At 71.6% G+C, this 20460-nt stretch carries 18 protein-coding genes and 1 pseudogene; 11 read left to right on the forward strand and 8 right to left on the reverse strand.

Features of this window, described 5'->3' with window-relative positions:
* Window positions 1-19: 19 nt before the first annotated feature.
* Window positions 20-1803 (reverse strand): annotated as a pseudogene (locus OG782_RS04160) (glycoside hydrolase family 15 protein).
* Window positions 1804-1969: 166 nt separating this feature from the next.
* On the opposite strand from OG782_RS04160, the gene OG782_RS04165 reads away from it, so the two are divergent.
* On the forward strand, window positions 1970-3391 hold the full coding sequence (locus OG782_RS04165) for a DUF2252 domain-containing protein (protein WP_406448028.1): 1422 nt from the start codon (window positions 1970-1972) through the stop codon (window positions 3389-3391).
* Between the two features lie 132 nt (window positions 3392-3523).
* On the forward strand, window positions 3524-4864 hold the full coding sequence (locus tag OG782_RS04170) for a chloride channel protein (RefSeq protein ID WP_406448029.1): 1341 nt from the start codon (window positions 3524-3526) through the stop codon (window positions 4862-4864).
* Between the two features lie 31 nt (window positions 4865-4895).
* Here OG782_RS04170 and OG782_RS04175 read toward each other — a convergent pair whose 3' ends face one another.
* On the reverse strand, window positions 4896-5330 hold the full coding sequence (locus tag OG782_RS04175) for a hypothetical protein (RefSeq protein ID WP_406448030.1): 435 nt from the start codon (window positions 5328-5330) through the stop codon (window positions 4896-4898).
* Between the two features lie 171 nt (window positions 5331-5501).
* Here OG782_RS04175 and OG782_RS04180 point away from each other — a divergent pair, with 171 nt between their 5' ends.
* Entirely contained in the window at window positions 5502-6074 is a 573-nt protein-coding gene (locus OG782_RS04180) for a helix-turn-helix domain-containing protein (RefSeq protein WP_406448031.1), read from the forward strand.
* A gap of 13 nt (window positions 6075-6087) precedes the next feature.
* On the forward strand, window positions 6088-6654 hold the full coding sequence (locus tag OG782_RS04185; RefSeq protein ID WP_406448032.1) for a GNAT family N-acetyltransferase: 567 nt from the start codon (window positions 6088-6090) through the stop codon (window positions 6652-6654).
* Here the strand turns inward: OG782_RS04185 and OG782_RS04190 are convergent.
* The 3 genes from OG782_RS04190 to OG782_RS04200 all read right to left on the reverse strand — a co-directional run bounded on the left by OG782_RS04190 (window position 6624) and on the right by OG782_RS04200 (window position 11015).
* Window positions 6624-7871 (reverse strand): amidohydrolase family protein, encoded by a 1248-nt coding sequence (locus tag OG782_RS04190; protein WP_406448033.1) that lies wholly within the window; start codon window positions 7869-7871, stop codon window positions 6624-6626. The genes OG782_RS04185 and OG782_RS04190 overlap by 31 nt on opposite strands.
* Before the next feature lie 47 nt (window positions 7872-7918).
* Window positions 7919-9349: an MFS transporter gene (locus tag OG782_RS04195; RefSeq protein WP_406448034.1), complete on the reverse strand. Its 1431-nt coding sequence runs from the start codon at window positions 9347-9349 to the stop codon at window positions 7919-7921.
* Between the two features lie 106 nt (window positions 9350-9455).
* Window positions 9456-11015 carry an amidase gene (locus tag OG782_RS04200; RefSeq protein WP_406448035.1) on the reverse strand — a complete coding sequence of 520 codons (1560 nt, stop codon included), beginning with the start codon at window positions 11013-11015 and terminating at the stop codon, window positions 9456-9458.
* A 150-nt stretch (window positions 11016-11165) separates the two neighbouring features.
* Here OG782_RS04200 and OG782_RS04205 point away from each other — a divergent pair, with 150 nt between their 5' ends.
* Both OG782_RS04205 and OG782_RS04210 read left to right on the forward strand, forming a co-directional pair.
* Window positions 11166-12170 (forward strand): Lrp/AsnC family transcriptional regulator, encoded by a 1005-nt coding sequence (locus tag OG782_RS04205; RefSeq protein ID WP_406448036.1) that lies wholly within the window; start codon window positions 11166-11168, stop codon window positions 12168-12170.
* 35 nt (window positions 12171-12205) lie between these two features.
* Window positions 12206-12694 carry a glutathione peroxidase gene (locus tag OG782_RS04210; protein ID WP_406448037.1) on the forward strand — a complete coding sequence of 163 codons (489 nt, stop codon included), beginning with the start codon at window positions 12206-12208 and terminating at the stop codon, window positions 12692-12694.
* 42 nt (window positions 12695-12736) lie between these two features.
* On the opposite strand, the gene OG782_RS04215 is transcribed toward OG782_RS04210, so the two are convergent.
* Window positions 12737-13135, reverse strand: a complete 399-nt coding sequence (locus OG782_RS04215) for a hypothetical protein (RefSeq protein ID WP_406448038.1) — start codon at window positions 13133-13135, stop codon at window positions 12737-12739.
* Window positions 13136-13289: 154 nt separating this feature from the next.
* Complete coding sequence (locus tag OG782_RS04220) at window positions 13290-14519, reverse strand: acyl-CoA dehydrogenase family protein (protein ID WP_406448039.1); 1230 nt, start codon at window positions 14517-14519, stop codon at window positions 13290-13292.
* A gap of 172 nt (window positions 14520-14691) precedes the next feature.
* Here OG782_RS04220 and OG782_RS04225 point away from each other — a divergent pair, with 172 nt between their 5' ends.
* Window positions 14692-15342 carry a TetR family transcriptional regulator gene (locus OG782_RS04225; protein ID WP_406448040.1) on the forward strand — a complete coding sequence of 217 codons (651 nt, stop codon included), beginning with the start codon at window positions 14692-14694 and terminating at the stop codon, window positions 15340-15342.
* Window positions 15343-15356: 14 nt separating this feature from the next.
* Here OG782_RS04225 and def read toward each other — a convergent pair whose 3' ends face one another.
* Window positions 15357-15911, reverse strand: a complete 555-nt coding sequence (gene def, locus OG782_RS04230; RefSeq protein ID WP_406448041.1) for a peptide deformylase — start codon at window positions 15909-15911, stop codon at window positions 15357-15359.
* A gap of 254 nt (window positions 15912-16165) precedes the next feature.
* Here def and OG782_RS04235 point away from each other — a divergent pair, with 254 nt between their 5' ends.
* The 4 genes from OG782_RS04235 (at window position 16166) to OG782_RS04250 (ending at window position 20405) form a co-directional block, all read left to right on the forward strand.
* Window positions 16166-17404 (forward strand): MurT ligase domain-containing protein, encoded by a 1239-nt coding sequence (locus OG782_RS04235; RefSeq protein WP_406448042.1) that lies wholly within the window; start codon window positions 16166-16168, stop codon window positions 17402-17404.
* A 34-nt stretch (window positions 17405-17438) separates the two neighbouring features.
* Window positions 17439-18167, forward strand: a complete 729-nt coding sequence (locus OG782_RS04240) for a type 1 glutamine amidotransferase (protein ID WP_406448043.1) — start codon at window positions 17439-17441, stop codon at window positions 18165-18167.
* A gap of 143 nt (window positions 18168-18310) precedes the next feature.
* Window positions 18311-19336 (forward strand): 6-phosphofructokinase, encoded by a 1026-nt coding sequence (locus OG782_RS04245; RefSeq protein WP_406448044.1) that lies wholly within the window; start codon window positions 18311-18313, stop codon window positions 19334-19336.
* A 118-nt stretch (window positions 19337-19454) separates the two neighbouring features.
* Window positions 19455-20405 (forward strand): cytochrome c oxidase assembly protein, encoded by a 951-nt coding sequence (locus tag OG782_RS04250; protein WP_406448045.1) that lies wholly within the window; start codon window positions 19455-19457, stop codon window positions 20403-20405.
* Window positions 20406-20460: the final 55 nt, after the last annotated feature.

Consider the following 20460-nt stretch of genomic DNA (forward strand, 5'->3'; position numbering starts at 1 on the left):
GCGGCGGCGCGGGTGGCGATCAGTCCTCCCGCCGGTCCAGTGCCTCGTCCAGGGTGCGCGCCGCGGTGATGAGGGAGAGGTGGGTGAACGCCTGCGGGAAGTTGCCCAGTTGCTCGCCGCTCGGGCCGATCTCCTCGGCGAAGAGGCCGACGTGGTTGGCGTAGGTGAGCATCTTCTCGAAGGTGTAGCGGGCCGGCCGCAGCCGTCCGGCGCGGGCCAGGGCGTCGACGTACAGGAAGGTGCAGAGGCTGAACGTGCCCTCCGAGCCGCGCAGTCCGTCCGGGGACGCCGCCGGGTCGTAGCGGTAGACGAGGCTGTCGGAGACGAGGGTGCGGTCCATGGCGTCCAGGGTGGACAGCCAGCTGGGGTCCTTCGGAGCCAGGAATCCGACCCGGGGCATCAGCAGGAGCGAGGCGTCGAGCACCGCGCTTCCGTACTGCTGGACGTACGCCTGGTCCGGCTCGCTCCAGCCGCGCTCCATCACCTGCTCCAGAATGGCGTCCCTCGCCCGTGTCCACCGGACGGTGTCGGCCGGCCTGCTGAAGGCGGCCGCCAGCCGCAGACCGCGGTCGAACGCGGCCCAGCACATCACCCGGCTGTAGGTGAAGTCCCTGCGGCCGCCGCGGGTCTCCCAGATCCCCTCGTCCGGGCGGTCCCAGGAGTCCGCGAGCCAGTCCAGGGTGCGGGAGACGAGCTTCCAGCCGCGGTAGCCCGCCTGGATGCCGACCTCGCGCCCTTCGGACAGGGCGTAGAGGGCCTCGCCGTAGATGTCGAGCTGGAGCTGGCCGGCCGCCGCGTTGCCGAGCCGTACCGGCGCCGATCCCCGGTAGCCCGCGAGGTGTCCGAGCACCTCTTCGGCCAGCAGGGGCTCCCCGTCGACGCGGTACATGGTCTGCAGGGCCTCGCCGTCGATGTGCTCCCGGTCGTGCAGCCGGTCGCCGAGCCAGTGGGTGAAGGCCGTCGCCTCCGCCACGCGCCGTCCCTGACCCAGGTGTAGCGGTAGTCCCAGTTCCGCTCGCCGCCGATCTGTTCGGGCAGTCCCATGGTCGCGGCGGCGACCGGTGCGCCGGTGGGCGCGTAGGTGAGGAGTTTGAGGGTGATGGCGGAGCGGTTCACCATGCCGGGCCACCGGCCGCGGTAGGTGGAGGTGCGCAGCCATGTCTGCCAGAAGTCGACGACGGACCACAGCCCGGCGGTGACGCCTTCGTCGGTCGGGGCAGGCGGCGGTGCTCCGCCGGCGGCGCAGGTGGTGAACACGGCCACCGCCCGCTCGCCCACGTTCAGGGTCACTTCGCCGCGTACGTCCCGGCCGTCGCGCTCCAGGGGGAAGCTCGATTGCAGATGCGCGGCGCCTTCCGGTGCGCGGAACGAGGCTTCTCCCGGCCGGAGTTCGAGCTCGTGCGGGGCGCGGCCGTAGTCGAATCGCGGCCGGCACTCCAGGCCGAACCGGACGGTTCCGCGCACCGAGCGCACCGTCCGCACCAGGGTGTGCCGGTCGGTCGCCGCCGTCGTGAGCGAGGGGACCATCCAGTCGAGTACCTCACCGACCCCGTCCGGTGACATGAAGCGGGTGACCAGCACGGCGGTGTCCGGGTAGTAGAGCTGCCGGCAGGAGTGGCCGGGGCCGTCCGGCGACAGCCGGAAGAAACCTCCGCGGTCGTGGTCGAGCAGGGCGGCGAAGACGCTGGGCGAATCGAACCTCGGCGTCGCCAGCCAGTCGACGACCCCCTGCGCGGAGATCAGTGCGGCGGTCTGCAGATCTCCCACGAGGCCGTGGTCGGCTATGGGCGGGTACCGGTCCATGTGCGTCCAATCCCGGGCAGGTCCTGCACCCTCCACTATCCGCCGGACCTCGCGCCACCGCCCGGCCGCCCGGCTGCTGGTGCCGGAACGCCGCAGACCGGCGATGATCGGGAGGAGCCGGGCAGCGTCGTCCCTTGGTGCCCGCACAGTGGTCAGGAGGGTCCCGATGCCGCAGGACATCAGCCCGGTACGGTACGGCGGCGAGTATCCGACGCCCGACGAGCGGGCGGCGCGTGGCAAGGCCGCCCGTCGCGCGGTGCCGCGGTCGAGCCATGCCGTGTTCGAGCCACCCCCTGGGCGGCCGGACCCGCTGGACATCCTTCAGGGCCAGTCGGCGGCCAGGGTGCCCGAACTCGTCCCGATCCGCTACGGACGCATGACGGAGTCGCCGTTCCGCTTCTACCGCGGAGCCGCCGCGATCATGGCCGCCGATCTGGCAGCCACCCCGGTCTCCGGCATCAGGGCTCAGCTCTGCGGGGACGCGCACCTGCTGAACTTCCGGCTGCTGGCGTCACCCGAGCGGCAGCTGGTCTTCGACATCAACGACTTCGACGAGACGCTGCCGGGGCCCTGGGAGTGGGACGTCAAGCGGCTGGCGGCCAGCCTCGTCATCGCGGGCCGGGCGAACGGCTTCAGCGACCGGGAGCGCGCCGCCGTGGTGCTGGCCACCGTCCGGTCGTACCGCGAGTGGATGATCCGGTACGCCGGTATGCGCCACCTTGACGTCTGGTATGCGCGGACGGACGCCGAGCGGCTGCGCACCGTGGCGACGGAGCAGCTGCGCAAGCGCGGCCGCAAGGGAGTGGCCCGCGCCATGGCCAAGGCCCGTACCCGGGACAGTCTGCAGGCCTTCGACAAGCTCACCGAAGTGGTCGGCGGCCGGCGGCGGATCGCCGCGGACCCTCCCCTGCTCGTCCCGGTCGCCGATCTGCTGCCCGACCTGGAGCGCCACGCCTTCGAGGAGCAGTTCCGCCGGATGATCGACGGCTACGGCCGGAGTCTGGCCTCCGACCGGCGCACCCTGCTGTCGGAATTCCGCCTCGTCGATGTGGCCCGCAAGGTGGTGGGTGTCGGCAGTGTCGGTACCCGGTGCTGGATCATCCTCATGCTCGGCCGGGACAGCGGTGACCCGCTCTTCCTGCAGGCCAAGGAGGCCGACACCTCGGTGCTCGCCCCGTACGCGGGCGCGAGCCACTACCGCAACCAGGGCAGCCGGGTGGTCGCCGGACAGCGGCTGATGCAGGCGGCGAGCGACATCTTCCTGGGCTGGGAGCGGGTGGACGGGTTCGACGGGCGGCGCCGGGACTTCTACATCCGGCAGCTGCGCGACTGGAAGGGCATCGCGCAGCCGGAACTGATGGTGCCCCGGGGGCTCGGTGTCTTCGGTGAGGTGTGCGGCGCCACGCTGGCCCGGGCCCACGCCCGCTCCGGCGACCGGATCGCGATCGCGGCGTACCTGGGCCGCGGCGAGGTGTTCGACCGGGCGCTCCAGCAGTTCGCGGAGTCGTACGCCGACCGGAACGAGCGCGACCACCAGGCGCTGGTCGACGCGGTGCGGTCCGGCCGGTTGCCGTCGGCCGAAGGGTGACGGCAGCCGGCCGCGCCGCACCCACACAGCGCTGACATATCAGTCAAATCGCCACATCGTGGTATCACCTTGGGGACGCCCTGAGGACAGGGCGTTCAGGGTGAGGTTCCCGATGCCGAGGAGACCACGAGCATGTCGGCCAAGCCGTCCGGAGCACCCGCCGCCCAGCCCCCGGATCCCGTCACGCTGATCCGCACCCGGGGCTACGCGGTCCTGCTGGTGATGGCGGCGATCCTCGGGGTCCCGATCTCGGCGGCGGCCTTCGGCTTCCTCGCCCTCGTCTCCGAACTGCAGTCGCTCACCTACGACGATCTGCCCGACGCCCTGGGCTTCGCCTCGACACCCTCGTGGTGGCCGGTGCCGCTGCTCGGTGTGGCGGGGCTGCTGGTGGGGCTGACCGTCCGGTATCTCCCGGGCGTGGGCGGGCACAAGCCCGCCGAGGGACTGGTGAGCACCGGAGCACCCTCGGCCGCGCAGCTGCCCGGCATCGCCCTCGCCGCGATCGCCGCGCTCGGCCTCGGGGCGGTGCTCGGTCCGGAGGCGCCGCTCATCGCGCTGGGCGGGGGTCTGGCCGTGTACGCGGTGCGGCTGGTCAAACCCGATATCGATCCGGCGACGAGCGCCGTGGTGGGGGCGGCGGGCAGCTTCGCCGCCGTCAGCGCCCTGCTGGGCTCGCCGCTTCTGGGCGCGTTCCTGCTGATGGAGGCCTCGGGACTGGCGGGGATGATGCTCGGCGTTGCGCTCGTGCCCGGGCTCCTGGCTTCCGGCGTCGGCGCGCTGGTCTTCATCGGCCTCGGCTCGTGGACGGGGCTGGGGACGTACTCACTGGCGCTGCACGAGGTGCCGCACGCCGACGACCCGACCGTCGCCGAATTCGGCTGGGCCGTCGCCGTCGGCCTCGGCGCCGCCCTCGTGGGGGCGGCCATCCAGCGGCTGGCGCTGTTCCTCCAGCCGAGGGTGGAGCGGCGGACGGTGGTGGGCACCGCCGTGATGGGCCTGGTGGTCGGGGTGCTCGCGCTGATCTACGCGCAGGGGACCGGGAATTCCGCGTCGCAGGTGCTGTACTCGGGCGAGCACGCCCTTGACCCGCTGCTCGCGGACAGCGCCCGGTACTCGGCGGCCACCCTGGTGGTGCTCATCGCGTGCAAGTCGCTGGCCTACTGCGCCTCCTTGAGCTGTTTCCGGGGCGGTCCGATCTTCCCGGCGATGTTCGTGGGTGCGGCCGGCGGCCTGGCGCTCTCCCATCTCCCCGGGCTGAACCCGACGTCCGGATTCGCCATGGGCATCGGGGCGATGTGCGTGGCCATGCTGAAGCTCCCGATGACGTCGGTGCTGCTGGCCACGCTGCTGCTGGGGGCCCAGGGACTCACCGTCATGCCGCTCGTGATCGTGTCGGTGGTCGTCTCCTATGTGGTCGTCCTCCGGATCACTCCCCCGCCGGCCGCGTTCGCGACGAAGCCGCCCACACCGTGAGCGGCCCCGCCCGGAATGCCCCGGCGTCCCGTCAGAACTCCTCCCCCTTACGGGGTCCCGCGCAGAGCGCCCAGATGATGAAGACGTCGATGGCGATGAGCACGATGGACCACATCGGATAGTGCGGCAGCCACAGGAAGTTGGCGAGCGCGCCGAGTCCGGCGAGGACGATGCCCACGGCACGCGCCCAGACGGCCCCGGTGAACACGGCGCAGCCGGCGAGCACGATGACGATGCCGAGAACGAGGTGGATCCACCCCCAGCCCGTCAGGTTGAACTGGAACACGTAGTTGCGGGTGGTGACGAAGACGTCGTCCTTGGCGATGGCGGCGATCCCCTGGAAGATCGCCATCGCCCCGCCGAAGATCATCAGAATCGCGGCGAAGGCGGTCCAGCCCGTCTGGAGCGGGTGGGACTTCGTGGCGGTGTCGTGCTTGGCTCTCGGTTCGCTGCTGGTACTGGCCATTGCGGCCTCCTCGGGTAGCAGAGCCACCCGGCAGGACCGAAGCGCCCCGGCCGGGCAATCCTCGCTTCAAGCGTGGCACGACAGCGCTCGACCGGCAGAACGAGGGCGCGTATCCGGGAACCCGCACACCGGTTGTCTCAGCACAGAGATATGATCTCCAGCGTGAGAGACATGGGCAGAGGTGAGGCCGGGTCCGTCGAGGCCGGGCTCGCGGCGCGGCTCGCCGAGCTTCGCGTCGAGCGCGGCTGGTCGCTGGACGAGCTGGCCCGGCGCAGCGGGATCAGCCGCTCGACGCTCTCCCGGATCGAACGCAGTGAGCTGAGCCCGACCACCGCTCAGCTCGGACGGCTGTGCACCGTCCATGAGCGGACCATGTCCCGGCTGCTGCTGGAGGTGGAGACGCAGCCGCCCCGGCTCGTGCCCGCCGGGCGTCAGACGGTCTGGCGGGACGAGCGGTCGGGTTTCGAGCGCCGGTCCGTCTCGCCCCCGCACGCCGGTCTGCGCGCGGAGGTGATCGAGGGCATCCTCGACGCGGGTGCGGTGATCGCGTACGAGAATCCGCCGGTCCCCGGCCTGGAGCAGCACATCTGGGTTCTGGAGGGGGCCGTCGAGATCACCGTCGACGCCGCTGTGTACACCCTCGGTCCGGGCGACTGCCTGCGGTTCCGGCTGCGCGGCCCCTCGCGCTTCCACTGTCCGGGCCCGGAGCGGGTCCGTTACGCACTGATGATCGTCGCACCGTGAAAGGAACTGCCGCATGACCGAGATCGTCCCGGTGTCCGGACCCGAACTGGTCACGTACGCCGATGAGCTGGCCGCTCTCCTGGTGGAGACGGTCGACGGCGGATCCTCCGTGGGGTTCCTGGCACCGCTGGACCGGGGCGCCGCCGCGCGCTGGTGGCGGGAGCGCGCCGGGTCCGTGGACGCGGGGCACCACCAGGTCTGGATCGCCCGGGACGGTGAGCGGATCGCGGGGACCATCGGCCTCGCCCGGGCACCGCTGCCCAATGCCCGTCACCGCGCCGAGGTCGCCAAGCTGATGGTCCGTCCGTCGGCGCGCGGCCGGGGGCTGGGCCGGGCGTTGCTGGACGCGGTCGAGCGCTCGGCGGCCGGGGACGGCGTCACGCTGATGGTCCTGGACACCGAGAGCGGCAGTCCGGCCGAGCGGCTGTACCGCTCGGCCGGCTGGACGGAGTGCGGTTCCGTTCCGGACTACGCCGGTGACCCGGCCGGTGTCCTGAGGCCGACCACCTTCTACTACAAGGCGGTCGGCCGGGACGGTTCGGCGCCCGCTCAGGCCGCGAGCCCTTCGACGTCCTTGTAGGCGACGCCGTCCTTCATGACCAGCAGGATGTTCGCGGGGTCGCCGAGGGCCCGGATGTCCTCGAGCGGGTTGCCGCGGGCGATCACGACATCGGCGCGCTTGCCGGGCTCCAGGGTGCCGATCTCGGCGGCGAGTCCCATGAGTTCGGCGGCTTCGGCGCTGCCGGCGCGCAGCGCGCCCATCGGGGTCATGCCGCAGTCCACGAGGTGTCCGAGCTCGCGCAGGTTGGTGCCGTGCTCGGCGATGCCGCAGTCGGTGCCCATCGCGATCCGCACCCCCCGCTCGATGGCGCGCGGGATGTGCCGGCGGGCGACGTCCTGCCAGTGCTTCTTCTTCGCGTACGCCCAGGGGGCGGCCTTCGCGGGATCCGGGTCGGTGTTGGCGGTGGTGAGCGTCGGCACGAGGAAGGTGCCCCGCTCCAGCATCAGGCCGATGGCCTCGTCGTCGATCTCGTAGCCGTGCTCGACGCTGGCGACGCCGCCGCGCACGGCGTTGAGGATCCCGCCCCGGCCCTGGGCGTGGGCGGCGACCTTCTTGCCCCGGTGTCCGGCGGCGATCTCCGTGATCGTACGGATCTCGTCCTCCAGGAAGCCGTCGTCGTCGGGCTGGTCGGTGGGGCTCCACACCCCGCCGGTCGCTGCGATCTTGACGCAGTCGGCGCCCTGGCGCAGCACCTCGCGCACGGCCCTGCGGCATTCGGCGGGTCCGTCGGCCAGCCGTCCCATGGGGTTGCTGTTGGGCCGGTCGTCGTTGCCGGCCCGGAAGTCGCCGTGCCCGCCGGTCGGGCTGAGCATGGAGACCGCGACCTGGAGCCGGGGGCCGACGAGCAGGCCGGATTCGACGGCCCGCCGGTGTCCGGCGTCGGCGCCGCCGAGGTCCCGCGCCGTGGTGACACCGGCTTCGAGGGTCTGCTTCATGCGGGGCCCGGCCAGGAAGGTGAGCAGGCTGTGCGGCATCGTGGCGATCTCGGCATGGCTCATCGCCGTTCCCGGCGCGGCCATGTGGACGTGGCAGTCGATGAAGCCCGGGAGTATCGCGTCGCCGCGTACGTCGATGCGCCGGGTCGCGGCCGTGGTGGCGGGAGCGTCCGCGGTGCGGCCCGCCCACCGGATGAGGCCGTCCTCGATGAGGACCGCACCGTCGAGGACCGGTTCGCTCCCGGTTCCGTCGATGAGCAGGCCGTTGTGCAGGAGTACGGATGTGGTGGGGGCGGGCATGGCGCTGTTCCTTCCCTGGAGAGGGCGCAAGGGGGCGGGACGGTGGTTCAGTTGGCGGACTTCGCGGGGCGGGCCACGACCGCCGCGGCGACGGCGACGAGGACCGAGACCGCGGCGCAGCACCACCACACGGTGGTGTAGGCGTCGATCGTCGGGATCTTGGTGCCCTTGAAGGTGAGGGCGGTGAGGATGGCCGCGAACACGGCTCCGGCGACGGAACCACCGACGGTCTTGGCGGTGTTGTAGATGCCGGTGGCGATGGCGGTGCGCTCGTGCGGGCTGGAGTCGACGATCAGGACGGGCATCGCGCTGAGGGCGAGACCGACGCCCGTGCCGACGACGACGTTGACGACGACGAACTGCCAGGGGTCGTCGTGGGCGGCGATCAGGAACAGATAGCCGATCGCCATGAGGACCCCGCTGAGCGCGAGGGTGCCGCGTCCGCCGATGAGCTTGAAGAGCCGGGAGGCGAACAGCGAGGCGATGAAGGCCATGACACCGGACGGCAGCATCAGCCAGGCGATCCCGAGCGCGTCGTAGCCGAATCCGTAGCCGAGCTTGTCGCCGGGTGAGGACACGAAGAGCACCAGGGCGGTCTGGGCGCCGAAGAGAGCGGTGCCGAGCAGGAAGCTCGCCGCATAGACGGGGAGCAGGGTGCGCTGCACGGTGAGGCGGATGTCCACGATCGGCTCCGCGACGCGGAGTTCGACCAGGACCCAGGCGACGAGGGTGATCGCGGCGACGGCGAACAGTGCGAGTGTGGCTGCGTCGGTCCAGCCCCACTTGGGCCCCTGGGAGATGCCGAGCAGCAGCGTGGCGAGCCCGATGCTGAGGAGTCCGGCGCCGGCCCAGTCGACTCTGCCCTGGGCCCGGGTCTTGGATTCGGGCACCAGGAAGAAGACGACTCCGGCGCACAGGACGGTGGCGGCGGCCGGGATCCACAGGACGCCGTGCACGGAGGAGATGACCTCACGGAGCAGTCCGGCGATGACCATGCCGGCGCTGGCGCCGAAGGTCAGCGCCCCGACGAGCATGGCGATGGCGCTGCGGGCGCCCGCGGCGTCCAGCCGGTCGCGGACCAGCCCGATCTCCAGGGGCAGCAGCGCGGCGAGCGGTCCCTGGAGCACCCGGCCGACCAGCAGCACCTCGAACGACGGTGACCAGGCGACGAGCACGGAACCGACGGCGAGGCACAGGACGGCGATGCGCAGCAGCCGCCGGTGGCCGTACATGTCCCCGAGCCGGCCGAACAGCGGCACGGAGACGGCGGCGGCCAGGAGCTGTGCCGCGTTGACCCAGTTGAGGTCGCCCGCACCGACGTTCAATACGGTGCCGAGCTCCGGCAGCAGGGTCGGCATCATCCCCTGGATGATGCCGCTGGTGAGCTCGACGAAGACCAGGAATCCGACGACCGCGGCGACGCGGGCGGCGCCGAGGCCGGGCGCGCCGGCGCCCGCGGTGGGCTGGATACGCGACATGGGTTCTCCACTTGGGCACGGCCGCGCGCATGGGCGCGGCGGGTGGTGGTGGGGCAGGGGAATCTCGGGAGCGGCTTCGGGAGGGGCGGGCCCCGCCCGGCCGGGGTCAGGCGGCGGGCCGACGGCCCGCGTCGAACAGTGAGCGGGCCACGGCCCGTACGACGGCCAGGTCGGCGGGGCCCGGGGTGATCCCGATCGCGGCCAGCGCCGCCCCGGCGTCGGCGGATACGTCGTCCGGGGTGGGTGCGGGCGGCGCCGGGGACACGGGGACCGTCCCGGCGTGGTCCGGGTCCTGGAGCGGGGCGGGCCGTTGCCGGGGGTCGGGCGCGGCCCGGCGCAGATGCCAGGTGGTGGCCGACTGGTAGGCCTCGCCCGCGGCGATCAGGGTGTGCTCGCTGCGGGGGCGGCCGGCCAGCTGGAGGGAGAGCGGCAGTCCGGCCGGGCCGGCGCCCATGGGCAGCGCGAGGGCCGGAAAGCCGGTGGGGTTCCAGACGGCGGTGAGGTTGAGCTCCTCGCCGGGTGCGGCCTCCTGCGCGTACGGCCGCGCGGGTGCGGGCCAGGTCGGGGTGGCGATCAGGTCGACGCCGGCGGGGCCGTCCATCCGCTCCAGCAGCTGCGCGGTGAGCCGTTCGCGGGTGTGCTGGGCCCGGAGGTAGAGGTGGGCGGGGAGGAGTCCGCCCGCGGCGGCCAGCCGGCGAAAGCTCCGGCCGTGCCCGTCCCAGTCGGCGGCGAGCCGCTCACCGTGTACGGCGAAGGCCTCGGCGAGCATGGTGACGGCGTTGACCGCGAGCAGACCGCCGAACTCCGGGAGCTCGAACTCCCTGATCTCCGAACCGAGTTCACGCAGGGTCCGCAGCGCATCCTGGAAGGCGGTGCGGCATTCCGCGGTGATGCCCGGTGCGTCGAGCAGTCCGTACGGAACTCCGATGCGCAGTCCGCGCACCCCGTCGGCCGCGGGGGCGGGCCGCGGCCGGCCGGTCAGTGCGTCGAGGAGCAGTCCGCAGTCGCGGGCGGTGACGGCCATCGGGCCCAGGACGTCCTGCGAGGGGCTGAGCGGGACGCAGCCGTCGAGGGGCAGCAGTCCGAAGGTGGTCTTGAGGCCGGTGGCGCCGCAGAGCGCGGCGGGCAGCCGGACACTGCCGGAGGTGTCGCTGCCGAGGGCGCCGAGGAAGAGCCCGGAGGCGATGCCCGCGCCGTTCCCGGTGCTCGATCCGCCGGTCCAGCGCTCGGGGTCCCAGGGGTTGCGGGGCACCGGGAAGGAGTGGGCGGGATCGGGGCGGCCCATGGCGTACTCGGCCATGGTGGTCTTGCCCAGGACGACCGCCCCGGCGCCGCGCAGCCGGGCGACGGCCGGCGCGTCGAGCCCGCGCCACCAGTGCGGGTCGTGGACGGGGCTCTGTGCGGTGGCCGGGCCCTCGACGGTGGCGAGGTTGTCCTTCATCGCGAGGGGCAGCCCGTGCAGCGCGCCGCGCGCGGCGGCGGGGAGGGAGTCGGCCGCGCGGGCGGCCGCCATCGCCTGTTCCGGGAAGCGGGTCACGTACACACCGAGCAGCGGATCGAGCACCTCCGCGTCGGCGAGCGCGGCGGCGACGAGTTCCGCGCTGCCGACGGCGCCCGACCGAAGGGCCGAGGCGGCGTCGGCGAGGGTGGCGAAAGGCTGCTGCACAGTGCACCTCTGACGTGGGATGTGGCTGGTTCTGATGAAGTACGGCGATGCTAATCTCCGATCAACAATCGACCCGAGATTGCTTATCCCTGTCATGAATAGTGATCGAATGCAGTTTTCTCCCACCTCGCCTCCCAATACGGACCTTCGATGACTGAAAACCTCCCCTCACTGAGCGAGCTGGACCTGGCCCTGGTCAACGCCCTGCAGATCAACCCCCGGGCAGCCTGGACCGACCTGGCGAAGGCCCTGGACGTCGACGCCGCGACCGTGGCCCGGCGCTGGGAGCGGCTGCGCGCGGCGGGCCACGCCTGGGTCACGGCGTATCCGTACGGCGGCTCCGGTGCCGGTGCGCTGATCGAGATCGACTGCGCGCCGGGGCAGGCGGGGGCGGTCGCGGAGCTCCTGTCGGCGGACCCGCACGCGGTGACCGTGGAACATGCGGCGGGCGGCCGCGATCTGCTGGTCACGGCGATGGCCACCGGTTTCGGCGCGCTCTCGCGCTACATCGTGGACCGGCTCGGGACCATTCCCGGCATCATGGCGACCCGGGCACATCTGGTCACCCGCAGTTACACGGAGGGCAGTGTGTGGCGGCTGACGAGCCTGAGCCGCTCCCAGCAGGAGGCGCTGGCCGCGTCCCGCCGCTCGGCCCTGGGCGATTCCCAGCATCTGCCCGAGTACGCCGAACTCGTCACGGCGATAGGCGAGAACGGGCGCATGTCGCTCAGCGAGCTCGCCGAGGTGCTCGGCGTCTCGGTGAACACGGCGAGCCGCCGGCTCAACCGGCTGCTGGAGTCGGGCCGGCTGGTGCTGCGCTGCGATCTGACCCGCTCACTGTCCGGCTCACCGGTCGCGGTGACCTTCTTCGGCACCGTGGCCGCCGAGCATCTTGACTCCACCGCACGGGAGTTGGCGAAGCTTCCGGAGATCAGACAGTGTCTGGGACTGGCCGGTCCGCAGAATCTGATCGCCACCGTCTGGGTCTCGTCCCTGGTGGACGCCCAGGACCTCGAGGTGCGGCTCGCGGCCGCCCTCCCCCATCTGCGGATCGCCGACCGCGCGGTCGCGCTGCGCGCGGTGAAGCTGATGGGCAGGCTGCTGGATCCAGACGGCCGGGCGGTCGGCTTCGTACCGATGAACCTGTGGGCGTAAGAATGGCTCCGGAAGACACCGACGAGGAGACACCCATGACGCTGCACGACATCCCGCTCCACACCCTCACCGGCGAGCCGACCACACTGGGCGCCTACAGCGGCCGGGCGGTCCTGCTGGTGAACGTGGCCTCCAAGTGCGGGCTGACCCCGCAGTACGCCGGTCTCGAGCGGCTCCAGAAGGAGTACGGGGACCGGGGCTTCACCGTGCTCGGCGTCCCGTGCAACCAGTTCGGCGGCCAGGAGCCGGGGAGCTCGGAGGAGATCCAGACATTCTGCTCGACGACGTACGGGGTGAGCTTCCCGCTGCTGGCGAAGACCGATGTCAACGGCGCCGGCCGGCACCCGCTCTACGTGGAGCTCACCCGGCTCGCGGACGTGGACGGGGAGGCCGGTGACATCCAGTGGAACTTCGAGAAGTTCCTGATCTCCCCCGCGGGCGAGCCGGTCGCCCGCATCCGCCCCCGCACGGAGCCGGACGCCCCTGAGGTCGTCGCCGCCATCGAGGCCCTGCTTCCCGCCTGAGGACTTCCGGCGCCCCGCCCGCGCGACGGGCGGGGACCGCCGTCAGGCGTGGCTCAGCAGGAGGGAGCCCTTGGGGTAGGTGACGCCGTCGTTCACGTTCGCCACCTGGATGCTCACGGGCGTGCCCTCTTTGATGTTGCCGCTCTTCCACGGGCTGCAGTAGGGCGAGTTGTGACCGCGGGTGTTCACGGTCCGGTCCCAGGTGCCGTCGCGGCCGATGTCGAGCTTCACCTCGATCGACCAGCCGTCCGCGGACGTGTCACAGGCGCGGATCGCGTCGCCGGGGATGTCGCCGTAGGGGTCGGGGTTCCATCCGCCGTATCCGCCGAAGCTCGCGTCGACCGACTTCGGCGCGGCGGACGCCGTGCCCTGTGCGGCGACGACGAGCCCGAACGCGACGGCGGCAGCGGCCGCGACACGACCCGTGGTGGACCTCCGCATGTACTGCCCCCTCCATCGGCCGGCCACGATCTTCACGGGGAATCTACAGGGACATGCCACGCGCACACCATCCGGCACCGGCAGACGGACCGGCCCCCGCCTCCGGCCTGTGCGGCAGGAAACGGGGGCCGGATGGGGCGCCGGGGCCGGTGCGTCAGCGGATCGGCATCCCGGACAGCGTGCGGGCGATCACCAGGCGCTGGATCTCGCTCGTCCCCTCGAAGATCGTGTAGATCGCGGCATCGCGATGCATCCGCTCCACCGGGTACTCGCGGGTGAAGCCGTTGCCGCCGAGGATCTGGATCGCCTGGGCGGTGACCTTCTTGGCGGTCTCGCTGGCGTACAGCTTGGACATGGAGCCCTCGGCGGACTCGAACGGCTTGCCCGCGGTCGCCATCCAGGAGGCGCGCCAGACCAGCAGACGGGCCGCGTCGATCTGGGTGCGCATGTCGGCGAGTTGGAAGGCGATGCCCTGGTTGTCGATGATCGGGCGGCCGAACTGGGTCCGGGTCTTCGCGTAGTCGAGGGCGACCTCGTACGCGGCACGGGCGGTGCCGACCGCCATGGCGCCGACGGCCGGGCGGGACGCCTCGAAGGTGGCCATCGCCGCGTTCTTCACCCGCTCGCCGCCGCCGGAGGCGGCGCGCTCGCGGGCCCGGGCGAGACGCTGGTCGAGCTTCTCCTTGCCGCCGAGCAGGCAGTGGCCGGGCACCCGCACGTCCTCCAGGACGACCTCGGCGGTGTGCGAGGCACGGATGCCGTGCTTCTTGAACTTCTGGCCCTGGGAGAGCCCGGCGGTGTCCGGCGGCACGATGAAGGAGGCGTGCCCCTTGGAACCGAGCTCCGCGTCGACGACCGCGACGACGACGTGGACGTTGGCGATGCCGCCGTTGGTCGCCCAGGTCTTGGTGCCGTTCAGGACCCACTCGTCCTTGGCCTGGTCGTACACGGCGCGGGTACGCATCGAGGCGACGTCCGAGCCGGCGTCGGGCTCGGAGGAACAGAAGGCGGCGACCTTCACATCGTCGGCATCGCCGTACATCTGCGGGATCCAGGTACCGATCTGCTCCTCGGTGCCGTTGGCGAGGACGCCGACGGCCGCCAGGCCCGTACCGACGATCGACAGGGCGATACCGGCATCGCCCCAGAACAGCTCCTCCATCGCCATCGGGATTCCGAGGCCCGTCGGGTCGAAGAACTGCTGGGCGTAGAAGTCGAGGGAGTAGATTCCGACCTTGGCCGCCTCCTGGATGACGGGCCAGGGCGTTTCCTCACGCTCGTCCCACTCCGAAGCTGCCGGACGGATCACGTCCGCGGCGAAGCCGTGAAGCCAGTCACGGACCTGCTTCTGGTCGTCGTTGAGCTCGAGCGTGAACTCGGCCATGTTCCCCTCCACGTACTGCCTCGGACATCGATCGTTACTTCCGGTAACAACAGTCTGTTACCGACAAGTAGCCTCTGTCAACAGCTCGGCCGGCGAACCGCACGGCACTGGCCAGGGTGTTACGTTGCGCAGGCAGGACGGACATTGCACGGTCAGGGGTGGGAGAAGCGACATGGAGAGCACACGACAGGCCGAGCGGCAGCGGACCGCGGCCGAGCGCCGCCGCCGCGAACTGCTCGAGGCCGCCGACCGTGTGGTGCTCAGGGACGGCCCCGGGGCCTCGATGAACGCCATCGCGGCGGAGGCCGGAATCACCAAGCCCATCCTCTACCGGCACTTCGGCGACAAGGGCGGCCTCTACCGCGCCCTCGCCAAGCGGCACACCGACGCCCTGCTGAGCGCCCTGCGCGCCGCGCTCGACGCACCCGCCGAGCGCCGCGAGCGGGTCGAGGCGACGCTCGACACCTATCTCGCCGCGATCGAGGCCCGTCCGCAGGTCTACCGCTTCCTGATGCACCCGTCCGACGACGCGGTGCCCTCGCCCGAGCAGGGCTTCGACGTCGGGCGGCACTCCGCACCCCTGCTGCGCCGGCTGGGCGAGGAGCTCGCCACCGTCATCGCTGAGCGGGTCGATCTCGGGCCGGACAGCCAGGAGATGGCGCGGATCTGGGGCCACGGCATCGTCGGCATGATGCACGCGGCGGGCGACTGGTGGCTCGGCGAACGCCCCTGCTCGCGCGAGCAGTTGGTGCGCAGCCTGGCCGATCTGCTCTGGGGCAGGCTGGCCGCCGTGAGCGACCGTCCGGGCGGCCCCGGCTTCTGACCGGGAGGGGCCGGTCAGCCGGTGCGACCCCAGGGCGCCCGGCGGGCCGCACGCAGCGCCCGCGCACGGCGCAGTCCGGTCAGCCGGTCCGTGTAGACCGTGCCGTCGAGGTGATCGCACTCGTGCTGGAGGCAGCGGGCGAAGAACCCGGTCCCCTCGATACGTACCGGCTCGCCGCCGACCGTGAAACCCTCGACGACGGCCCGGTCGAAGCGCGGTGTGCCGGCCTCGATCCCCGGGAGCGAGAGACAGCCCTCGGGACCGCGCACGGTGAGGCCGTCCGCCTCGACGAGCGTGGGATTGACCACATGTCCCAGGTGGCGGACGTCCTCGTCGTCGGGGCAGTCGAAGACGAAGACCCGAAGCGGCACACCGACCTGGTTGGCGGCGAGCCCGACGCCCTGCGCCGCGTACATCGTGGCGTACAGGTCCTCCACCAGCCGGGCGAGAGAGGGCCCGAACTCCGTGACCGGCTCGCACGCGGCGTGGAGCACGGGGTCGCCCTGCAGGCTCATGGTCCGGACGAGTCCTGAACTGCCGGGGATGGGGCGGTTTCGCATGGCGGCCATCGTACGTTCCGCCGAATCCCCCCGACACACCGCCGCCACCTGCGCACACGTCGCCGAGGAGAGGTCCGCCCGGCCGCGGGAGGTCCCCGGCCCCGCCCGGCACCGGTGTTCACCGCGGGCCGGCCACCCGCTCACCCCGGCGCCGAGGGTGCACGTTCCACAGGAACTCCACGGCCCGGACGGTGCCGCCGTGCCTCCGGCGCGCCGGACATCGATAGGCTGGGTGCGGACCGATGCAAGGAGGATCTAGGACGATGGCAGGCAACACGGAGCCGTTGTCGCCGCGGGCCAAGCTGGCCGTGACGGCGGGCAAGGCCGCTGCGGCGGTGTCGCGAGCGGCCGGGCGGGGCAGCGGATCGGTGATCGGCGGCCGGGTCGCGCTCAAGCTCGACCCCGACCTGCTCGGGCGGCTGGCGCAGCACCTGGACGTGATCCTCGTGTCGGCGACGAACGGCAAGACGACCACGACCCGGCTGATCGCGGAGGCGCTGCGGGCTGCGGGCCCGGTCGTGTCGAACGCGCTCGGCGCGAACATGCCGGCGGGCATCACCTCGGCCCTGGCCGGCGGCTCGGACGCGCAGTACGGCGTGATCGAGGTCGACGAGAAGTACCTCGCGGGCGTCGCCCGCGACACGACACCCAAGGTGATCGCGCTGCTCAACCTCTCGCGCGACCAGCTGGACCGGGCCGCGGAGACCCGGATGCTGGCCGAGAAGTGGCGTGAGGGGCTGTCCGGCTCCAAGGCCGTGATCGTCGCCAACGCCGACGACCCGCTGATCGTCTGGGCGGCTTCCTCCTCCCCCAATGTGGTGTGGGTGGCGGCCGGCCAGGCGTGGAAGGACGACGCCTGGTCCTGCCCGTCCTGCGGCGGTGTGATGCAGCGCCCCGGTGACGACTGGTTCTGCGGTCAGTGCGGTTTCCGCCGCCCTGCGCCCAGCTGGGTCCTGCACGGCGACTACGTGCTCGACCCGCACGGTTCGGCGTGGCCGATCCACCTCCAGCTGCCCGGCCGCGCCAACAAGGCCAATGCCACCAGTTCGGCCGCCGTGGCCGCCGTCTTCGGGGTGCCGCCGCAGGTCGCCCTGGAGCGGATGTACCAGGTGCAGGCCGTCGCGGGCCGCTACGACGTGGTCACCTTCCTCGGCCGTGAGCTGCGGCTGCTGCTGGCGAAGAACCCGGCGGGCTGGCTGGAGACGTTCTCCCTGATCGATCCGCCGCCCACCCCGGTGATCCTCTCCGTCAACGCCCGCGGCGCGGACGGCACGGACACCTCGTGGCTGTGGGACGTGGACTACACCCAGCTCGCGGGCCACCCGATCTTCGTGCTCGGCGACCGCAAGCTGGACCTCGCGGTCCGCCTCGAGGTGGCCGGTCTCGACTTCCGGGTCTGCGAGAACCTCGACGAGGCCGTGCAGTACGCGCCGCCGGGCCGTATCGAGGTCATCGCCAACTACACCGCCTTCCAGGATCTGCGCCGTCGTGTCGGCAACTGACCCCGGCCCCGGCCCCCTCCGGAGAGGACGAAGCATGAGCAACAACAGCCTGCGGCTGGTGTGGGTCTACCCGGACCTGCTGAGCACCTACGGCGACCAGGGCAACGCCCTCGTCGTGGAGCGACGGGCCCGTCAGCGCGGACTCGACGTGTCGCGCGTCGACGTGCGCAGCGACCAGCCGGTGCCCACGTCCGGCGACATCTATCTGATCGGCGGCGGTGAGGACCGGCCGCAGCGTCTCGCCGCGGAGCGGCTGCGCCGCGACGGCGGTCTGAGCCGGGCCGCGTCCAACGGCGCGATCATCTTCTCGGTCTGCGCCGGGTACCAGATCCTGGGGCACGAGTTCATCAACGACCTCGGTGAGCGCGAGCAGGGCCTCGGGCTCCTCGATGTGGTGTCCACCCGCGGTGAGGGTGCGCGGTGCGTCGGCGACGTACTCGCGGACATCGACCCGCACCTCGGGCTGCCGCCGCTCACCGGCTTCGAGAACCACCAGGGCGTCACCCATCTCGGCCCGACGGCACGTCCTTTGGCCCGGGTGCAGTTCGGCCGGGGCAACGGCACCGGCGACGGCACCGAGGGGGCGTACAACGACACCGTCTTCGGTACGTACATGCACGGGCCCGTGATGGCGCGCAACCCGCTGATGGCGGACCTGCTGCTGAAACTGGCCCTCGATGTGAACGCGCTGCCGCCGACCGACGACCGCTGGTACGAGGCGCTGCGCGCCGAGCGGATCGCCTCGGCGACGCAGCCCGCCTGATGAGGCTCATTTCGCTCGTCTGAGCGGAGTCCAGCAGGCGGACGCCGGGTTCGGTCCCGCCACCCTGCGCCGGTAGGGTGGCGGGGATTCAACCGGACGACGTGGTCCGGTCGTCGGCCCACGTTGCAAAGGTTTCCCGGGCAATGCGAATTGGTGTGCTCACCTCCGGCGGCGACTGCCCCGGCCTCAATGCCGTCATCCGTTCCGTCGTCCACCGCGCTGTGGTCGACCACGGCGACGAGGTCATCGGCTTCCACGACGGGTGGCGGGGCCTCCTGGAGTGCGACTACCGCAAGCTCGACCTGGACGCGGTCGGCGGCATTCTCGCCCGCGGCGGTACGATCCTGGGCTCCTCGCGCGTCCAGCCCGCGCATCTGCGCGGCGGCGTCGAGACGGCCAGGGGGCATGTCGCCGACCTCGGCCTCGACGCGATCATCCCGATCGGCGGCGAGGGCACGCTCAAGGCGGCGAACCTGCTGTCCGAGGCGGGACTGCCCATCGTCGGCGTGCCGAAGACGATCGACAACGACATCGCGTCCACGGACGTCACCTTCGGCTTCGACACCGCCGTGGGCGTGGCCACCGAGGCCCTCGACCGGCTGAAGACGACCGCCGAGTCCCACCAGCGGGTCATGATCGTCGAGGTCATGGGCCGCCACACCGGCTGGATCGCCCTGCACTCGGGCATGGCGGCCGGTGCGCACGCCATCGTCGTCCCGGAGCGCCCCTTCGACATCGACGAGCTGACCGAGCTGGTCGGCCGGCGTTTCTCGGCCGGCAAGAAGTTCGCGATCGTCGTGGTCGCCGAGGGTGCCAAGCCGCGCGCAGGTTCCATGGAGTTCGACACCGGTGTGAAGGACATCTACGGGCACGAGCGCTTCGCGGGCGTGGCCACCCAGCTCTCCATCGAGCTCGAGCAGCGCCTGGGCAAGGAGGCCCGCCCGGTGATACTCGGCCATGTGCAGCGCGGCGGCACGCCGACCGCGTACGACCGCGTCCTCGCCACCCGCTTCGGCTGGCACGCGGTGGAGGCGGCGCACCGCAGCGAGTTCGGCATGATGACGGCGCTGCGCGGCACGGAGATCACGATGGTCCCGCTGGCCGACGCCGTGGAGACGCTGAAGACGGTCCCCGCCGAGCGGTACTCCGAAGCCGAGTGCGTGCTCTGAGCGACGCCACGACCTGAGACTGCCCCCGGCCGCGAACGCGGCCGGGGGCAGTTCTACTCTGGTCGGGACAACCGGCACGAAACGGGGACGTCCCGGCGTCCCCATCAGGAGTGAACAGATGGATCACAGCGGGCACGGCATGAACATGGATCTGCCGCCGTTCACGCTGGGACGCGGCCTCCAGTTCTCCGCGGACCCGTTCTTCCTGACCGGCTGCGTCCTCGCGGTGCTCCTGTACGGGTACGCGGTGGTGCGGCTGCGCAGACGCGGGGACGAGTGGCCGGTCAACCGGACCGTCTTCTTCGTCGTCGGCGTGCTCAGCATCGCGCTGGTGATGTGCACCAAGCTGAACGACTACGGCATGGTCATGTTCAGCGTGCACATGGTGCAGCACATGGTGATCAGCATGCTGTCGCCGATCCTGCTGCTCCTGGGCGCTCCCGTGACCCTGGCGCTGCGCGCCCTGCCGGTCGCGAGCCGTGGCACCAAGGGGCCCCGCGAACTGCTGCTCATGCTGCTGCACAGCCGGTACATGAAGATCATCACGCATCCGGTGTTCACCATCCCGCTGTTCATCGCCAGCCTGTACGCCCTGTACTTCACCCCGCTCTTCGACTTCCTGATGGGTTCGACGGCCGGGCACCTCGCGATGATGGTGCACTTCCTGGCGGTGGGGCTGGTCTTCTTCTGGCCGATCATGGGCATCGACCCGGGGCCGCACCGCCCGGGCTATCTGATGCGGATGCTGGAGCTGTTCGCCGGGATGCCGTTCCACGCCTTCTTCGGCATCGCGCTGATGATGGCGAGCCAGCCGATGGTGAAGGTTTACGAGAATCCCCCGGCCTCGCTCGGCATCGATGCCCTGTCCGACCAGAACGCGGCGGGCGGTATCGCCTGGGCGTTCAGCGAGATCCCGTCGGTGCTGGTTCTGGTGGCCCTGGTCTTCCAGTGGTACCGCTCGGAACAGCGGACGGCGAAGCGTTCGGACCGGGCCGCGGACCGGGACGGCGACCAGGAGCTCCAGGCGTACAACGCGTATCTCGCCTCGCTGCAGGCGCGCGGACAGTAGCGGTGGACGTGCTTTCGGGGAGACGATGGCATCCACGGCCGCGCGGCCGATGAGG

This window comes from Streptomyces sp. NBC_00876 (assembly GCF_045207435.1).
In the GTDB taxonomy this organism is placed as follows: Bacteria; Actinomycetota; Actinomycetes; order Streptomycetales; family Streptomycetaceae; genus Streptomyces.

Coding starts and splice junctions, on each gene's coding strand:
- OG782_RS04165 (WP_406448028.1), top strand. CDS start 1,970: ATGCCGCAGGACATCAGCCCGGTACGGTACGGCGGCGAGTATCCGACG.
- OG782_RS04170 (WP_406448029.1), top strand. CDS start 3,524: ATGTCGGCCAAGCCGTCCGGAGCACCCGCCGCCCAGCCCCCGGATCCC.
- OG782_RS04175 (WP_406448030.1), bottom strand. CDS start 5,330: ATGGCCAGTACCAGCAGCGAACCGAGAGCCAAGCACGACACCGCCACG.
- OG782_RS04180 (WP_406448031.1), top strand. CDS start 5,502: ATGGGCAGAGGTGAGGCCGGGTCCGTCGAGGCCGGGCTCGCGGCGCGG.
- OG782_RS04185 (WP_406448032.1), top strand. CDS start 6,088: ATGACCGAGATCGTCCCGGTGTCCGGACCCGAACTGGTCACGTACGCC.
- OG782_RS04190 (WP_406448033.1), bottom strand. CDS start 7,871: ATGCCCGCCCCCACCACATCCGTACTCCTGCACAACGGCCTGCTCATC.
- OG782_RS04195 (WP_406448034.1), bottom strand. CDS start 9,349: ATGTCGCGTATCCAGCCCACCGCGGGCGCCGGCGCGCCCGGCCTCGGC.
- OG782_RS04205 (WP_406448036.1), top strand. CDS start 11,166: ATGACTGAAAACCTCCCCTCACTGAGCGAGCTGGACCTGGCCCTGGTC.
- OG782_RS04210 (WP_406448037.1), top strand. CDS start 12,206: ATGACGCTGCACGACATCCCGCTCCACACCCTCACCGGCGAGCCGACC.
- OG782_RS04215 (WP_406448038.1), bottom strand. CDS start 13,135: ATGCGGAGGTCCACCACGGGTCGTGTCGCGGCCGCTGCCGCCGTCGCG.
- OG782_RS04220 (WP_406448039.1), bottom strand. CDS start 14,519: ATGGCCGAGTTCACGCTCGAGCTCAACGACGACCAGAAGCAGGTCCGT.
- OG782_RS04225 (WP_406448040.1), top strand. CDS start 14,692: ATGGAGAGCACACGACAGGCCGAGCGGCAGCGGACCGCGGCCGAGCGC.
- def (WP_406448041.1), bottom strand. CDS start 15,911: ATGGCCGCCATGCGAAACCGCCCCATCCCCGGCAGTTCAGGACTCGTC.
- OG782_RS04235 (WP_406448042.1), top strand. CDS start 16,166: ATGGCAGGCAACACGGAGCCGTTGTCGCCGCGGGCCAAGCTGGCCGTG.
- OG782_RS04240 (WP_406448043.1), top strand. CDS start 17,439: ATGAGCAACAACAGCCTGCGGCTGGTGTGGGTCTACCCGGACCTGCTG.
- OG782_RS04245 (WP_406448044.1), top strand. CDS start 18,311: ATGCGAATTGGTGTGCTCACCTCCGGCGGCGACTGCCCCGGCCTCAAT.
- OG782_RS04250 (WP_406448045.1), top strand. CDS start 19,455: ATGGATCACAGCGGGCACGGCATGAACATGGATCTGCCGCCGTTCACG.